Consider the following 14,615-nt stretch of genomic DNA (forward strand, 5'->3'; position numbering starts at 1 on the left):
TCCTTAAATCGCAGCCCAAGTAACAGGTGAATTTCGTGAGCCAGCCTACGCCAGCCGTGCGTACCTTCCAAGACTTGATCCTCGCCCTCCAGCAGTACTGGGCCGAGCAAGGTTGTGTGGTACTTCAGCCCTACGATATGGAAGTAGGCGCCGGCACTTTCCACACCGCTACCTTCCTGCGGGCCATCGGCCCGGAAACCTGGAACGCCGCTTATGTGCAGCCCAGTCGTCGCCCGACTGACGGCCGCTACGGCGAAAACCCCAACCGCCTGCAGCACTACTATCAGTTCCAGGTGGTCTTGAAGCCCAACCCGGAGAACTTCCAGGAGCTGTACCTGGGTTCCCTGAAGCACGTGGGCCTGGACCCGCTGGTGCACGACATCCGCTTCGTCGAGGACAACTGGGAATCGCCGACCCTGGGCGCCTGGGGCCTGGGCTGGGAAGTCTGGCTCAACGGCATGGAAGTGACTCAGTTCACCTACTTCCAGCAGGCCGGTGGCATCGAGTGCTACCCGGTGACCGGCGAGATCACCTACGGCCTGGAACGCCTGGCCATGTACCTGCAGGGCGTGGACTCGGTGTACGACCTGGTCTGGGCCGACGGCCCGTTCGGCAAGGTCACCTATGGCGATGTGTTCCACCAGAACGAAGTGGAGCAGTCGACCTACAACTTCGAACACGCCAACGTCGAGAAGCTGTTCGAACTGTTCGATTTCTACGAAAGCGAAGCCAAGCGCCTGATCGAGCTGGATCAGCCGCTGCCGCTGCCGAGCTATGAAATGGTCCTCAAGGCCTCGCACACCTTCAACCTGCTGGATGCACGCCGGGCGATCTCGGTGACTGCGCGTCAGCAGTACATCCTGCGTGTGCGCACCCTGGCGCGTTCCGTGGCGCAAGCCTACCTGCTGGCCCGGGCCAAGCTGGGCTTCCCCATGGCAACCCCGGACCTGCGTGATGAAGTGTTGGCTAAGTTGGAGGCGGCACAATGAGTGCGCAAGATTTTCTGGTTGAACTGGGCACTGAAGAACTGCCACCCAAAGCCCTGAACACCCTGGCCGAAGCCTTCCTGGCCGGCATCGAGAAAGGCCTGCAGAGCGCCGGCCTGAGCTTTCAGGCCAAGCACGTGTACGCCGCGCCACGGCGCCTGGCCGTGCTGATCACCCAGCTGGCCACCCAGCAGCCGGATCGCAGCATCAACCTCGATGGCCCGCCACGCCAGGCGGCGTTCGACGCTGAAGGCAACCCGACCCAGGCGGCCCTGGGCTTTGCCAAGAAGTGCGGCGTCGAACTCAGCGAGATCGACCAGAGCGGCCCGAAACTGCGCTACAGCCAGAGCATCAAGGGCAAGCCGACCGCCAGCCTGCTGCCGACCATCGTCGAAGATTCGCTGAACGACCTGCCGATTCCCAAGCGCATGCGCTGGGCCGCGCGCAAGGAAGAGTTCGTGCGTCCGACCCAATGGCTGGTGATGCTGCTGGGTGACGACGTCATCGACTGCACCGTCCTCGCCCAGAAGGCCGGTCGCGACTCCCGTGGCCACCGCTTCCACCACCCGCAAAGCGTGCGCATCACCTCGCCGGCCAACTACCTGGCCGACCTGCGTGCCGCCTATGTGCTGGCCGACGCCAACGAGCGTCGCGAGCTGATCAGCAAGCGCACCGCGGAACTGGCCACCCTGCAGGAAGGTACGGCGATCGTCCCGGCGGACCTGCTGGACGAAGTGACCGCCCTGGTGGAATGGCCGGTGCCACTGGTGTGCTCGTTCGAGGAGCGTTTCCTTGAAGTGCCCCAGGAAGCCCTGATCACCACCATGCAGGACAACCAGAAGTACTTCTGCCTGCTGGACGTGGACGGCAAGCTGCTGCCGCGCTTCATCACCGTGGCCAACATCGAGAGCAAGGACCCGCGCCAGATCATCGAGGGCAACGAGAAAGTCGTGCGCCCACGCCTGACCGACGCCGAGTTCTTCTTCAAGCAGGACAAGAAGCAGAAGCTCGAAGACTTCAACCTGCGCCTGCAGAACGTGGTCTTCCAGGAAAAACTCGGCAGCGTCTACGACAAGGCCGAGCGGGTTTCCAGGCTGGCCGCCTTCATTGCCCCGCGCATTGGCGGCGACGCTCAGCGCGCAGCCCGTGCCGGCCTGCTGTCCAAGTGCGACCTGGCCACCGAGATGGTCGGCGAGTTCCCGGAGATGCAAGGTATCGCCGGCTACTACTACGCCCTCAATGACGGCGAGCCGGAAGACGTGGCCCTGGCCCTCAACGAGCAGTACATGCCCCGTGGCGCCGGCGCCGAGCTGCCGAGCACCGTGACCGGTGCCGCCGTGGCCATCGCCGACAAGCTGGACACCCTGGTGGGGATCTTCGGCATCGGCATGCTGCCCACCGGCAGCAAGGACCCCTACGCCCTGCGTCGCGCGGCCCTGGGCGTGCTGCGGATCCTGATCGAGAAGAAATTCGACCTCGACCTGAACGACGCCGTGGCCTTCGCCGTCAGCGCCTTCGGCAGCAAGGTCAAGGCCGCCGGCCTGGCCGAGCAGGTGCTGGAGTTCATCTTCGACCGCCTGCGTGCCCGTTACGAAGACGAAGGCGTGGATGTGGCCACCTACCTGTCGGTACGTGCCCTGAAGCCGGGCTCGGCCCTGGACTTCGACCAGCGCGTGCAAGCCGTGCAGGCCTTCCGCAAGTTGCCGGAAGCCGCCGCCCTGGCCGCGGTGAACAAGCGCGTGTCGAACCTGCTGAGCAAGGTCGAAGGCAATGTGGCGACCACCGTCGAGGCCAAGTACTTCGACAACGCCAACGAGTTCTCCCTGTACTCGGCGATCCAGCAGGCCGACCAGGCAGTCCAGCCGATGGCCGCTGCCCGTCAGTACAGCGAAACCCTGGCTCGTCTGGCAGCCCTGCGCGAGCCGGTGGACGCCTTCTTCGAGGCGGTGATGGTCAATGCCGAGGATGCCAAGGTGCGGGCCAACCGCTATGCGCTGCTGGCGCGTCTGCGGGGCCTGTTCCTGGGTGTGGCGGACATTTCGGTACTGAGCTGATCAGGTAAGGAAAGGCTGTGAAACTGCTGATACTCGACCGGGACGGCGTGATCAATCACGACTCCGACGCCTACATCAAATCGGTGCAGGAGTGGATTCCAATCCCCGGCGCGATCGAAGCCATTGCGCAGTTGAGCAAGGCCGGCTGGACGGTGGCGGTCGCCACCAACCAGTCCGGCATCGCTCGCGGCTACTACGATCTGGCCACCCTCGACGCCATGCACGCGCGCCTGCGCGAGCTGGTGGCGGAGCAGGGTGGCGAGGTCGGGCTGATCGTCTATTGTCCCCATGGCCCCGACGAAGGGTGCGCCTGTCGCAAACCGAAACCGGGCATGCTGCAAACCATTGCCAAGCATTACCAGGCAGAACTGACAGGCCTGTGGTTTGTCGGTGACAGTCTCGGTGACCTGGAGGCCGCAAAAGCCGTCGACTCTCAGCCAGTATTGGTAAAGACCGGGAAAGGCGAAAAGACCCTGGGGAAAACCCTGCCGGTAGGCACCTTGATTTTTGACGACCTGGCGGCCGTTGCCGCTGAACTTATCCACAATTAGGCCCCTTCTGGCATCCTGACCAAGGACTGTTCGGGAGAGCGCTTTTTAACAGGCGGGCATGCCCGCAATGGTAAATGCCGCTATGTCGATCCTGCAGGCCATCAGAACCTTCTTCTTTTACCTGCTGTTGGGTACCAGTGCCTTGCTGTGGTGCTCGCTGAGTTTTTTTATCGCGCCATTCCTGCCTTTCAAGGCGCGCTACCGCTTTATCAATGTCTACTGGTGTCGCTGCGCGCTGTTGCTGACCAAGGTATTTCTGAACATTCGCGTGGAAGTGCAGGGCGCACAAAACGTCCCCGAGCGGCCGTGCGTGATCGTCTCCAATCACCAGAGCACCTGGGAGACGTTCTTCCTCTCGGCCTATTTCGAGCCTTTGAGCCAGGTCCTCAAGCGTGAGTTGCTGTATGTGCCGTTCTTCGGCTGGGCCATGGCCATGCTGCGGCCCATCGCCATCGACCGCGACAACCCCAAGGCCGCGCTCAAGCAAGTGGCGAGCAAGGGCGACGAACTGCTCAAGGACAATGTCTGGGTGCTGATCTTTCCGGAAGGCACCCGCGTGCCCTATGGCACCGTCGGCAAGTTCTCCCGCAGTGGCAGCGCCCTGGCGGTGAACGCCGACCTGCCGGTGCTGCCAGTGGCCCACAACGCCGGCAAGTTCTGGCCGAAGACCGGCTGGGCCAAGCGCCCGGGCACCATCACCGTGACCATTGGCGCGCCGATGTACGCCGAAGGCAGCGGACCGCGAGCCATTGCCGAGCTCAATGACCGGGTGGCGGCCTGGAATGAACAGGCCCAGCGGGATATGGGCTCATTGCCACCATTGGCCACTTCCACGGATAAGGTTGCTGTATGAGCTTCTGTGGATAACCTGTGTACGACTTTTCTCACAGCGGCGGAAATCAACCTATAAATCACTGATTTATATGCATATTTCCCAAGCTCATAAAATGTGGAAAAACGTGCATAAGTTTTTCCGACACAAAAAAAACCGGCTTCGATGCCGGTTTTTTTTCGCCCGCTCAATCCCACCGGCTTCAGTCCTGCAATAAAGGCAGCTCAAGGATGAAACAGGAGCCCTGGCCGACCTCGCTGCGGCAGCTGATCCGCCCCTGATGCCGGTCCACCACCGCCTTGACCATGGACAGACCCAGGCCCAGGCCATCGATGCCCTGGGCCGAGGCAAAGCGCTGGTACTGGCCAAACAGCTGGGGCAGGTCCGCCGGCGCAATCCCCTGGCCCTGATCGGCGATCTCGCAGCGCAGCCAGCCCTCGGCACAGCTCACCGCAACACGGACCGTGGAACCTGGCGGGCTGTACTTGATGGCGTTCTCCAGCAGGTTGAACAAGGCCCGGGTCAGCAGCGACTGGTCCGCCAGGACCATGCCCTCATGGTCTTCATCCAGGTCATGCAGCAGGCGGATTTGCTTCAACTGGGCCAGGGTGGTGGCCTGGTCGAAGGCATCCAGCACCAGCATGGCAAACATGCTCGGGGCGAACTGATAGGCCTCCGACTCGGCCTTGGCCAATTGCACGAAGGCCTCGGTCAGCCCCAGGGCCCGGCGCACCTGCTGCTCGATCTGGCTGTAGACCTGCCTGGGCGGCGAGGGCTGGCGGCCCTGCACATCCAGCAGCGCGAGGATCGCCGAGTGCGGCGCGCGCAGATCGTGGGACAGAAAGCGCAACAGCACGCCACGCTGCTGCTCGGCGTCTCGCTCGACACTGAGGTCGGTGAGGCTCAATAACCAGCCGATGGCGTTGTCGCTGTCCACCGGTAGCAAGGGCGCCAGTTCCATGCGCAGGCTGCGCTGCCGGACATCGCGAAACTCCAGGGCCGGCAACTGCTCCAGGCTCGGGTACGCTGCCGCGTCCGTCAGGCCCGGGTAGCCCAGGGCGGCCAACTGCGCAAGCAAGGGCTGCCCCACCAGGGAATGGGCGAACACGTCCCGGGCATTGCGGTTGGCCAGCAGAATCTTGCCGTCCGGATCGCTGATCAGGGTCGCCACCGGCAGGTACTCCAGGCCGTCGGCGATAAAGCGCCGGGTATCCCGGGTCCGGCTCAGGGCCTGTTCCAGGGCAACGATCTGCCCTTGCAGCACATCACCGACGGGGGTCTGGCTGCGACGGCGCTCCGGCAACACCTTGGGCTCGTTGTCCAGGCGCTCCAGCTCCCAGCCGAAATAGGCCAGGATCACGCTCAGCCGTCGCCAGTTCCAGATCAGGTACGCCAGCAGCATGCCCAGCAGGCTGGCCACCGGCGACCACCAATAGCCCAGACGCAGCATCAGCACCGACCCCGAAAGCGCCAGGCCCATGCAAGCCAGGGTTATCCACAAGGCGTGGCGCGGACGCCAGAGCAACAACCCGAGCAAGGCGGCGGTCAGGGCCATGGACAACAGCATCCCCGACCACTGGCCCAGGGCGACGATACTGCGATGCTGCAACAGGCCATTGAGCAGGTTGGCCTGGATTTCCACCCCGGGGGTGGTGCCCTGGCTGCCGGATTGCGGGGTGACGTAACGGTCGCCCAGCCCCGGTGCGGTGGAACCGACCAGGATCAGCCGGTCACGCAGCAACTCGGCCGGCACCTCGCCACGCAGCACGCTGACATAGGGCACGCTGGGAAAGCCCGCCGCCTTGTCGATAAAGGCAATACGTACCGGGTTGGCCCGCAGCCAGCCCCTGGTGATCTGCGCCGCCCCGGGGCCCGGCATCAGCGACGACAGCGGATCGGCTTCGGTGAGCTGGTAGAGCAACCAGGTCAGTTGCGCCCGCGGCGCCTGCTGCGGACCTTCGCGCAGGTAGACACTGCGCACGGTGCCGTCGGCATCCGCCTCTGCGTTGATATGCCCGAGCCCCCGGGCACAGTGGCGCAGTACCGGCACCGGAGGGATCTCCTGCAGGTCCTGGCCATAGCGAGCAACCCCCTCGCGCAGCACCGGCAGGAACACCGTGCCGGCGCGACACAGGGCGGCGGCCAACTGCGTGTCGTTTTCCACAGTGCTGCCGGGCTCGCTGAGGATTACATCGAACAGCACGCCTTTGACCTTGGCCTCCGTCAGCCGGTCCAGCAACTGTCCATGCAGCGCCCGGGGCCAGGGCCAGCGGCCCAGTTGCTGCAGGCTGTAGTCGTCGATGGTCACCAACAGGATGCGTGGGTCTACCGGCGGCGGGGTAAAACGTCGCAGGTGGTCATAGAACAGGTTGTTCAACGCCAGGCCGTGGCTCAGGGACAGCAAGGCCGTCAGGGGCAGAAGTATCAGGCCGACCCACAACCATTCACGTACCAGGCGGCGAAACAGGCGCTGGGCCTGGGTCGGTTCACGGCCGTCGGTCCTTTGCTGGCCGAGACTCATCGGCGGCCCGTCGACGGCTTATTGAACACGAGTGGTCCTGGGGTAGTAGAAGATGTCATAGACCCCGGTTTCTCCTTCCAGGCCATGCTCGTCGAACGCCGAGAGCCGTACATGATAGAAAAACGCCTTCAGGCCAGTGAAGTTCACTTCCGGGGTGCTGGAGAACTGTTCCTGCTTGATGTTGAGGAAATCCTTGTCGGTGGCCACCTGCGCCCGATAGCGCCGGGCGCCCGGCAACGGCTGCAGGATCAGTTGCCAGACGGGCAGGGCGCCGGTTTGCCCGGCCTGCCCCAGCAGCCGGGGCGCGGCCAGCAGCTCCACCGGCTTGAGCTCGCCCTGCTTGTGAATGCGCAATCCCTGGCGCGCCATGACCTGGACCTCACCCGGCAGCGGGCCAGCAGGTTTATCCACAACGCGTTTGCCGGGACGCCGGGCGGCCTGGCTCGGCGGCGGGTCATCGCGGCTCACCGCCACCTGGCCGTTGAGCACCTCCACCAGGGATTGCTGATCGTCATTACGCACCCGGAAGTGCGTCCCCCGTACCCCCAGCACGCCTACGGGGGTCACGATCTGGAAGCGGTCGTGGTCACTGTTGCGCTTGATCACATAGGACTCGATCTGCCCCTGTTCCAGGACCACCCGAGGAATGCTGTATTGCGTATTGAGTTGCAGGGTGACCTGGGAACTGGAGGGCAACACCACTCGCGAACCATCGCCGAGGGACAGGCTGACGAAGGCCGATGGCGAGGTTTTCACCCCTTCTTTCTCATCGATGCTCATGCCTTCTTCCAGGGCCACCTCGCGGCCCTTGGCGTCCAGCTTCCAGGCCTCGCCCGTCAGGTGCTCGACGGTCGCCGGCAAGGGCTGGCCACGGCATTGCTGGTGGTCATCTATATAGGCAAGGCGTTGCGGGGCAGCCTGCACGGCGCACGATGGCAGGATCAGACCCGCCAGCAGCACTGCGGCGCACGCCACCTGCAACCGGCCAACGGACGGAGAAGGGCAGAGGTCATTCATGAATATGCTTTGAGCCTTTGGGAAAACCACGGCGAAATCCTACGCACCATACCTGAGGCGGCACATGGGCAGAAAGCCGGACGCTGCGGGACGGCGCCCAGGAACAGGGCAGGGTTCGGGCCTGGGAGGGAAGAGTGCAGGAGCCGGAGAAAGTGACACATCCCTGTGTCGGAACCAGGGCGACAGGTCGCCCGGCCCAAAGTCCTGAGGAGGCACTCCCTGTATTCCCCTTCAACCACGCACGCAAGCGCGCGTGGTGCCGCCAGCCTGGCGGTTGACACTCCCTGTGTCGGAGCACTTCCAGGTGCCCCCGTGTGCCACTCAGCGAGAGCCAATGTAGCGCCGGGCGAGCGGCCGGGGCGGTTTTGCAATATTTGTTCAGAATCATCGCCCCACCTGCTAAAAGACCCAGCGTGGTGCCGGTGCCTGCCAATCCGCAGGCAGGGCTGTTCTGCCCAGTACCGGCTCGGCATCCAGGGTCAGGCGGGTTTGATGGCTGTCGGGCGAGGCCAGTGTCGAGTAAGCCTCGGCCTTGGCCGCCTCACAACAGGAAGCGGATGGCGACGACAAGCCGCTGGCACTGATCCCCAGATAAGCCGCCAGCATCAAACTGACCAGGCGCAGCGGATCATCGCCGCTGAACATTCTGATCAACGCGACCTGGCCTTTGCTGAACATGTTCCCCATGGTTCTTTTCCTTGCTTGAGCGAGCCGGTATCGTGCTGCTGCGATAGCCCCCCAGGCCCCCGTGCTCCAGGTGCCTTACCGGCTATTTGATATCAGCGTACCGAGGGAGCAGGGGCTCAAGAGCAATTCGCCACAATTGTTCAGAATCAGCCAAGGCACCTAAACTTCCCCCAGCCTGAAGCCGCTGGATCTGTGTCTCAGGTGCTCTTCGAACCATAAGGAACTGCCTGGCATGCGTGTCGCGATACTGGATGACGAACCCGCAGAACTGGCACGGGTGGAACAGACACTGCGAGAAATTCCCGGCCCCGGTGAAGCCGCCTGGTCCCTGCATCGCTTCGAACGGGGCGAAGACCTGCTACGCCAACTGCGGCGCGAAACCTTCGACCTGCTGATTCTCGACTGGCAACTGCCGGACCTCAGCGGCCTGTCGTTGCTGCGCTGGACCCGGGAGCACATGGACTCGCCTCCGGCGGCCATCATGCTCACCAGCCGCGATGCCGAGAGCGATATTGTCCAGGCCCTGAACACCGGCGCCGACGACTACTTGAGCAAGCCGTTTCGTCCCAACGAACTCAAGGCCCGGGTCAATGCGGTGCTGCGCCGCCACGGTTTGCAGCGCAACGGCAGCGAAGAGCGCCAGAGCTTCAACGACCTGACCTTCGACGATGCCGAACTGACCGTGACCCGCGCCGGTGCCCCCATCAGCCTGACCGAGCGCGAGTACCGCCTGGCCCGCTGCCTGTTCGCCAACCTGGGCCGGCCACTGTCGCGGGAGTACCTGTACGAAAGGTTCTGGACCCATGAGGAAATCGCCTCCTCACGGCCCCTGGACACCCACATCTATCGCCTGCGCAACAAGCTGGGGCTGACCGCGGATCGTGGTTGGCAACTGCTGACCATCTACGGCTATGGCTACCGCCTGGAAAGCGTCGCGGCGCCCGACGAGCAGGGCCACTGACCGCTGGCCCTCAACAGCGGCCTGAGATCATTGCGGGTCCTGCCAGACATCTTCATAGCCGGCGCGGTCGATGATGAAACGCGTCCCGCTCGGCAGATACAGGTAATCGATCACCTCCGGCAGCAGCTCGACCAGATGCTCGGCGCACAGCGGCTGGTAGAAATCCACAGCGGCGGAATGTTCGCCGCAATGGATAAACCAACTGACCGTGCCGTTCTCCGGCAACTCGATCCGGGTGCCATAGATGGGCGACTGCGCCAGGGAACCGATGGCCAGGGCAATCATCGGCTCCGGTGCCTGGGGAGCGAGGTCGTAGCGTTCACAGATAAGCTGCTGTCTTTCGTTCATTGCTCCAGCCACCAATCGAGCAAGGTCTCGTCCTCGGTGTCATCGAGGTTTTTATAGATGTTGGCGTAGTACCACTCGATGCCCGTGGTTTCGCGAAAGCGGTTGAAGAACAAGGCGATGTTGTCCATGCCGTTTCGCGCCGGCACCGACAGTGTCAGATTGCCCTTGTAGCGCCCGTCGAGCGTGCCGCCCAATTCGCTCGCCACATCCGCCGCCAGGGCAACTATAGGGTCCTCAGGGATGTGCTTCGCATAAATATGGATGCAGAAGTTGCCGCCTCGCTTGAGCACCACGGCGGGGGCCTGGGGGTCCTTGATCGAAATGATGTCGCCCTTGGCCAGGTTCAGTGTCAGCCCTGGTGAGTAGAGAATCTCGTAACTGTCCTCATCGAGCCGCCGTACATGCAGCGGCTCATAGACCGGGCCATGGCGGTTTTGCCCCGCGATCACGCGAATCGATATTTCCTGGTTTTCATCATCCATCACAAATTTCCGCGCGATTGCTGTTTTTTCGAAGGGTGAAAAGAGCCGAGCCAGGCTCAGCCGCGTAGCGGGGTCGACTGCTCGATGAACACCGCTCCAAGCGCCTGTTCGATAGCCGGATCGTCTTGCAGCTCAGGTGCCAGCCGCAGCACCAGCCGGTCCAGGCCGGCACACCAGGTGACGGAGCTGTCCATGCTGAAAATGATGCGCTCCTGTTCGATACGCACTTGTGCAACCCCGCCATAGCCGGAGAGGGCGGGGCTGGAGATTTCCAGATGGTAGGTGTCCTGGCCCAGGGCGGCGTCCTGTTCGTCGCATTCGGTGCTGCGTTGCAACAACAGGTAGTGCTCGGGCTCGTCGGCGGTATCGGCAAAAGCCACGAGCCAGACATCGTCCTCCAGGGTTGCGCTGAAATAACTGGCAGGCCATTCAACGGTCATGCTTGAACCTCAAGTGAAGCCAGCGACAAGCACTCGCTCATGCGCGCAGGATCAATGTTCCCGTGCTGCAAACAGGCATCTTCATAAGCGATATGTTGGTCGTCGGTGATGGAAGACAGGTAGTGGTCGATGGCGCAAAAACTGACCTCGGGCGCGATGTCCACGGTGAACAGCGACAGGCCCCGGGTAAGCATGCACCGGGCGCCAAGGCTGCGCAGGTGCTGCACAATGCTCGCGCGCTCTGACTCGCGCTCGGCAAAAACCCGCAGCGTCGAGTGCCCGGATTGCCGCACCACGCCGGTTGCGATCAGCTCGTGGGCATCGGCGCGAGTCAGCACCCAGTCCCCCTTGCTCACGCCGTAGAGATAGCAGGGCGTGTTATCCAACTCATAGACACCTGCGCCCCGTTGAATACCCCACATCGATTCATACCCCACCGGAGGGTAACCATCGGCATCGACGGTGAGCTTGAAAATGATCTTGTGAAACTGTGCTGCCGAGGTATCCATTCCATCTCACCGAGGCGTCGCGATGGGCCTCACAAACTGTCCGTAAAAGAAGTTTTCCTCGAAGGAAAATATGACCTCTGCGCTATTCGGCATGGCCAGGGCCGTATTCTCATCGGACGGATAGAAAAAGTCGTCCCAGCATTTTATAAAATTATCCTTGGGCACCTGCGCTGCGCAGCACCGGATGGGCCCGCTGACGAGGCACTATCTGATGGATCAACAGGGCGGTATCGGGCGTGGGTTGGTAGCGAAATGTCGATACCTCGCTGTGCGGCGACAGCAGTTGAAGGCGCAGACAAGCCTGTGGATCAAACCAGTCGACCCCATCAAACAGCACCAGCGCGTCGCTTGACCAATCAATACTCAACCGCTCGATCGGGGTCAGTGAACCAAGCTCAAGCCGCTCAAGCTGCGCCAGCACCTCGGCCTCAGATGGTGCGCAAATCCATCGGATAATCAGCAACGCGTCGTCTGCCGTGGCAATCGCCGTGTCCAAAGGCTCGTCACCCAGGACCAGAATATCGCCATCGACACCCTCCAGCCGGCCGGCATAGTCATCAATCTGACACGCCCTGTGGTAATCCGAGGGATCGCCGTCGAGGCCACGCCACATACCGGCCAAGCCGTCACCTATCACCACCAAGGGGCCACCGGAACTGGACAGCCATGGAGAAATCTTGAATCGACTCATAGGCTCCTTGCCTTCCTGTTGAGCAGAACAGCTACATGATCCACTGACAACGCCATGATGTCCGCGCAAAAAAAAGCCAACGCTAGGCGTTGGCTTTTTAGGTGCCGCTGCGGATCAGAAGTCCAGGTTGGACACCGCCAGGGCGTTGCTTTCGATGAAGTCGCGACGTGGCTCGACCGCATCACCCATCAGGGTGTTGAAGATCTGGTCGGCGCCGATGGCGTCTTCGATGGTCACCTTGAGCATGCGGCGCATGCTTGGGTCCATGGTGGTTTCCCACAGCTGGTCAGGGTTCATCTCGCCCAGACCTTTGTATCGCTGGATGGTGTGGCGCTTGGTGCTTTCCGCCATCAGCCAGTCCAGGGCTTCCTTGAACTCGGTGACCGCTTTCTTGCGTTCGCCGCGCTGCACATACGCGCCTTCGTCCAGCAGGGTGCTCAGTTGAGCGCCCAGGGAAACGACGGTCTTGTAGTCGTTGCTGCCGAAGAAGTCGCGGTTGAAGGTGACGTAGTTCGACAAGCCGTGGGAGATCAGCTCGACCTCTGGCAGCCAGACATTACGTTCACGGTCTTCGCGCAGGCTGGCCTTGTAGACCAGGCCGGACTTCTCGGAGGTGCGCAGGCGGGCATCGAACTTGGCCAGCCAATCCTGCATGGCGGCGTGGTCGGACAGTTGCTCCAGGGTCACGGCCGGCAGGTAGATGAAGTGCTCGGTCAGCTCCTGCGGGTACAGGCGCGACAGGCGCTTGAGGGTCTTCATCACCATGCGGAAATCGTTGACCAGGCGCTCCAGCGCCTCGCCGGAGATCCCCGGGGCTTCTTCGTTCAGGTGCAGGCTGGCATCTTCCAGAGCCGACTGGGTCATGTAGTCTTCCATGGCGTCGTCGTCTTTGATGTATTGCTCTTGCTTGCCTTTCTTGACCTTGTACAGCGGCGGCTGGGCGATGTAGATGTAGCCACGCTCGATCAGCTCCGGCAACTGACGGAAGAAGAAGGTCAGCAGCAGGGTACGGATGTGCGAACCGTCGACGTCAGCATCGGTCATGATGATGATGTTGTGATAACGCAGCTTGTCGATGTTGTACTCTTCGCGGCCGATGCCGCAGCCCAGCGCGGTGATCAGGGTGCCCACCTCTTGCGAGGAGATCATCTTGTCGAAACGCGCTTTCTCGACGTTGAGGATCTTGCCCTTGAGCGGCAGGATCGCCTGGGTCTTGCGGTTGCGTCCCTGCTTGGCGGAACCGCCAGCAGAGTCACCTTCCACCAGGTAGAGTTCGGACAGCGCCGGGTCTTTTTCCTGGCAGTCCGCCAGTTTGCCCGGCAGGCCGGCGATATCCAGCGCGCCCTTGCGACGGGTCATTTCACGGGCTTTACGCGCCGCTTCACGAGCGCGGGCAGCGTCGATCATCTTGCCCACCACCAACTTGGCTTCGTTGGGGTTTTCCAGCAGGAAGTCGGAGAAGTACTTGCCCATTTCCTGTTCGACCGCGGTCTTCACTTCGGAAGACACCAGCTTGTCCTTGGTCTGGGAGCTGAACTTCGGATCCGGCACCTTCACCGAGATGATGGCGGTCAGGCCTTCACGCGCGTCGTCACCGGTGGTGGCGACCTTGTGCTTCTTGGCCAGACCTTCCTGTTCGATGTAGTTGTTCAGGTTACGGGTCAGGGCCGAACGGAAGCCCACCAGGTGGGTGCCGCCGTCGCGCTGAGGAATGTTGTTGGTGAAGCACAACAGGTTCTCGTTGAAGCTGTCGTTCCACTGCAGGGCGATTTCCACGCCGATGCCGTCTTCACGCTGGATGTTGAAGTGGAACACCTGGTTGACCGCAGTCTTGTTGGTGTTCAGGTATTCAACGAAGGCCCGCAGGCCGCCTTCGTACTTGAACAGCTCTTCCTTGCCGCTGCGCTCGTCCTTGAGGACGATGCCGACACCGGAGTTGAGGAAGGACAGTTCACGAATCCGCTTGGCCAGGACGTCCCAGCTGAAGTGGATGTTCTTGAAGGTTTCAGCCGAAGGCTTGAAGTGAATCTGGGTACCGGTGGTTTCGCTGTCGCCAACGATCTTCATCCGCTCTTGCGGAACACCGTGGACGTAAGTCTGTTCCCAGATCTTGCCGCTGCGACGCACGGTGAGGATCAGTTCCTCGGACAGCGCGTTCACCACCGACACACCCACGCCGTGCAGGCCGCCGGAAACCTTGTAGGAGTTGTCGTCGAACTTACCGCCGGCGTGGAGCACGGTCATGATGACCTCGGCCGCCGAAACACCTTCTTCTTTATGCACATCCACCGGGATGCCGCGACCGTTGTCGCGCACGGTGATGGATTCGTCCGGGTGGATGATGATACTGATGTCGTCGCAATGACCGGCCAGCGCTTCGTCGATGGAGTTATCGACCACCTCGAACACCATGTGGTGCAGACCGCTGCCGTCATCGGTGTCGCCAATGTACATACCGGGACGTTTGCGTACGGCATCCAAACCTTTCAGCACCTTGATGCTGGTCGAGTCGTACGTATTTTCTTCGCTCATGCCT

14 protein-coding genes are annotated in these 14,615 nt (G+C 62.1%); 5 read left to right on the forward strand and 9 right to left on the reverse strand.

From position 1 onward, the window contains the following. The first annotated feature begins 35 nt into the window (after positions 1-35). The 4 genes from glyQ to GGI48_RS14845 all read left to right on the forward strand — a co-directional run bounded on the left by glyQ (position 36) and on the right by GGI48_RS14845 (position 4,444). A complete protein-coding gene (gene glyQ / locus GGI48_RS14830) occupies positions 36-989 on the forward strand; it encodes a glycine--tRNA ligase subunit alpha (protein ID WP_003177094.1) in 954 nt (317 codons plus the stop codon). Continuing rightward, entirely contained in the window at positions 986-3,040 is a 2,055-nt protein-coding gene (gene glyS / locus GGI48_RS14835) for a glycine--tRNA ligase subunit beta (protein ID WP_179598950.1), read from the forward strand. The genes glyQ and glyS overlap by 4 nt, the downstream gene beginning before the upstream one ends. A 17-nt stretch (positions 3,041-3,057) precedes the next feature. Continuing rightward, the gene (gmhB, locus tag GGI48_RS14840) at positions 3,058-3,591 is read left to right on the forward strand and encodes a D-glycero-beta-D-manno-heptose 1,7-bisphosphate 7-phosphatase (protein ID WP_016963392.1); all 534 of its coding nucleotides are present in this window, start codon (positions 3,058-3,060) and stop codon (positions 3,589-3,591) included. An 82-nt stretch (positions 3,592-3,673) separates the two neighbouring features. Next, a complete protein-coding gene (locus tag GGI48_RS14845; RefSeq protein ID WP_179598952.1) occupies positions 3,674-4,444 on the forward strand; it encodes a lysophospholipid acyltransferase family protein in 771 nt (256 codons plus the stop codon). A 181-nt stretch (positions 4,445-4,625) separates the two neighbouring features. Here the strand turns inward: GGI48_RS14845 and GGI48_RS14850 are convergent, their stop codons facing one another. The 3 genes from GGI48_RS14850 to GGI48_RS14860 all read right to left on the reverse strand — a co-directional run bounded on the left by GGI48_RS14850 (position 4,626) and on the right by GGI48_RS14860 (position 8,648). Continuing rightward, positions 4,626-6,944, reverse strand: a complete 2,319-nt coding sequence (locus GGI48_RS14850; protein ID WP_179598954.1) for a CHASE2 domain-containing protein — start codon at positions 6,942-6,944, stop codon at positions 4,626-4,628. A gap of 18 nt (positions 6,945-6,962) precedes the next feature. Further along, entirely contained in the window at positions 6,963-7,961 is a 999-nt protein-coding gene (locus tag GGI48_RS14855) for a FecR domain-containing protein (protein ID WP_047306732.1), read from the reverse strand. A gap of 399 nt (positions 7,962-8,360) precedes the next feature. Continuing rightward, a complete protein-coding gene (locus GGI48_RS14860; protein ID WP_047306731.1) occupies positions 8,361-8,648 on the reverse strand; it encodes a hypothetical protein in 288 nt (95 codons plus the stop codon). Positions 8,649-8,880: 232 nt separating this feature from the next. On the opposite strand from GGI48_RS14860, the gene GGI48_RS14865 reads away from it, so the two are divergent. Then, entirely contained in the window at positions 8,881-9,609 is a 729-nt protein-coding gene (locus GGI48_RS14865; RefSeq protein WP_047306730.1) for a response regulator transcription factor, read from the forward strand. Positions 9,610-9,636: 27 nt separating this feature from the next. Here the strand turns inward: GGI48_RS14865 and GGI48_RS14870 are convergent, their stop codons facing one another. The 6 genes from GGI48_RS14870 to gyrB all read right to left on the reverse strand — a co-directional run bounded on the left by GGI48_RS14870 (position 9,637) and on the right by gyrB (position 14,611). Next, the gene (locus GGI48_RS14870) at positions 9,637-9,957 is read right to left on the reverse strand and encodes a hypothetical protein (RefSeq protein WP_177435108.1); all 321 of its coding nucleotides are present in this window, start codon (positions 9,955-9,957) and stop codon (positions 9,637-9,639) included. Further along, positions 9,954-10,439, reverse strand: a complete 486-nt coding sequence (locus tag GGI48_RS14875) for a DUF4265 domain-containing protein (RefSeq protein ID WP_179598955.1) — start codon at positions 10,437-10,439, stop codon at positions 9,954-9,956. Before GGI48_RS14875 ends, GGI48_RS14870 begins: the two co-directional genes overlap by 4 nt. Before the next feature lie 56 nt (positions 10,440-10,495). Then, positions 10,496-10,879 (reverse strand): Imm10 family immunity protein, encoded by a 384-nt coding sequence (locus GGI48_RS14880; protein ID WP_179598957.1) that lies wholly within the window; start codon positions 10,877-10,879, stop codon positions 10,496-10,498. Beyond that, positions 10,876-11,388, reverse strand: coding sequence for a DUF4265 domain-containing protein (locus GGI48_RS14885; protein WP_179598959.1), 513 nt, complete (start codon positions 11,386-11,388; stop codon positions 10,876-10,878). The genes GGI48_RS14880 and GGI48_RS14885 overlap by 4 nt, the downstream gene beginning before the upstream one ends. A 151-nt stretch (positions 11,389-11,539) precedes the next feature. Continuing rightward, entirely contained in the window at positions 11,540-12,079 is a 540-nt protein-coding gene (locus GGI48_RS14890) for an Imm21 family immunity protein (protein ID WP_179598961.1), read from the reverse strand. Positions 12,080-12,193: 114 nt separating this feature from the next. Next, positions 12,194-14,611: a DNA topoisomerase (ATP-hydrolyzing) subunit B gene (gene gyrB / locus GGI48_RS14895; RefSeq protein ID WP_016967085.1), complete on the reverse strand. Its 2,418-nt coding sequence runs from the start codon at positions 14,609-14,611 to the stop codon at positions 12,194-12,196. Positions 14,612-14,615: the final 4 nt, after the last annotated feature.

It is taken from the genome of Pseudomonas protegens, assembly GCF_013407925.2.
GTDB lineage: Bacteria > Pseudomonadota > Gammaproteobacteria > Pseudomonadales > Pseudomonadaceae > Aquipseudomonas > Aquipseudomonas fluorescens_AP.

Excerpts from the sequence above, each read along its gene's own strand:
- GGI48_RS14890 (WP_179598961.1), bottom strand. The coding sequence starts at position 12,079 with ATGAGTCGATTCAAGATTTCTCCATGGCTGTCCAGTTCCGGTGGCCCC.
- GGI48_RS14855 (WP_047306732.1), bottom strand. The coding sequence starts at position 7,961 with ATGAATGACCTCTGCCCTTCTCCGTCCGTTGGCCGGTTGCAGGTGGCG.
- GGI48_RS14875 (WP_179598955.1), bottom strand. The coding sequence starts at position 10,439 with ATGGATGATGAAAACCAGGAAATATCGATTCGCGTGATCGCGGGGCAA.
- GGI48_RS14850 (WP_179598954.1), bottom strand. The coding sequence starts at position 6,944 with ATGAGTCTCGGCCAGCAAAGGACCGACGGCCGTGAACCGACCCAGGCC.
- GGI48_RS14870 (WP_177435108.1), bottom strand. The coding sequence starts at position 9,957 with ATGAACGAAAGACAGCAGCTTATCTGTGAACGCTACGACCTCGCTCCC.
- gyrB (WP_016967085.1), bottom strand. The coding sequence starts at position 14,611 with ATGAGCGAAGAAAATACGTACGACTCGACCAGCATCAAGGTGCTGAAA.
- GGI48_RS14880 (WP_179598957.1), bottom strand. The coding sequence starts at position 10,879 with ATGACCGTTGAATGGCCTGCCAGTTATTTCAGCGCAACCCTGGAGGAC.
- GGI48_RS14845 (WP_179598952.1), top strand. The coding sequence starts at position 3,674 with ATGTCGATCCTGCAGGCCATCAGAACCTTCTTCTTTTACCTGCTGTTG.
- glyS (WP_179598950.1), top strand. The coding sequence starts at position 986 with ATGAGTGCGCAAGATTTTCTGGTTGAACTGGGCACTGAAGAACTGCCA.
- GGI48_RS14885 (WP_179598959.1), bottom strand. The coding sequence starts at position 11,388 with ATGGATACCTCGGCAGCACAGTTTCACAAGATCATTTTCAAGCTCACC.
- GGI48_RS14865 (WP_047306730.1), top strand. The coding sequence starts at position 8,881 with ATGCGTGTCGCGATACTGGATGACGAACCCGCAGAACTGGCACGGGTG.
- GGI48_RS14860 (WP_047306731.1), bottom strand. The coding sequence starts at position 8,648 with ATGGGGAACATGTTCAGCAAAGGCCAGGTCGCGTTGATCAGAATGTTC.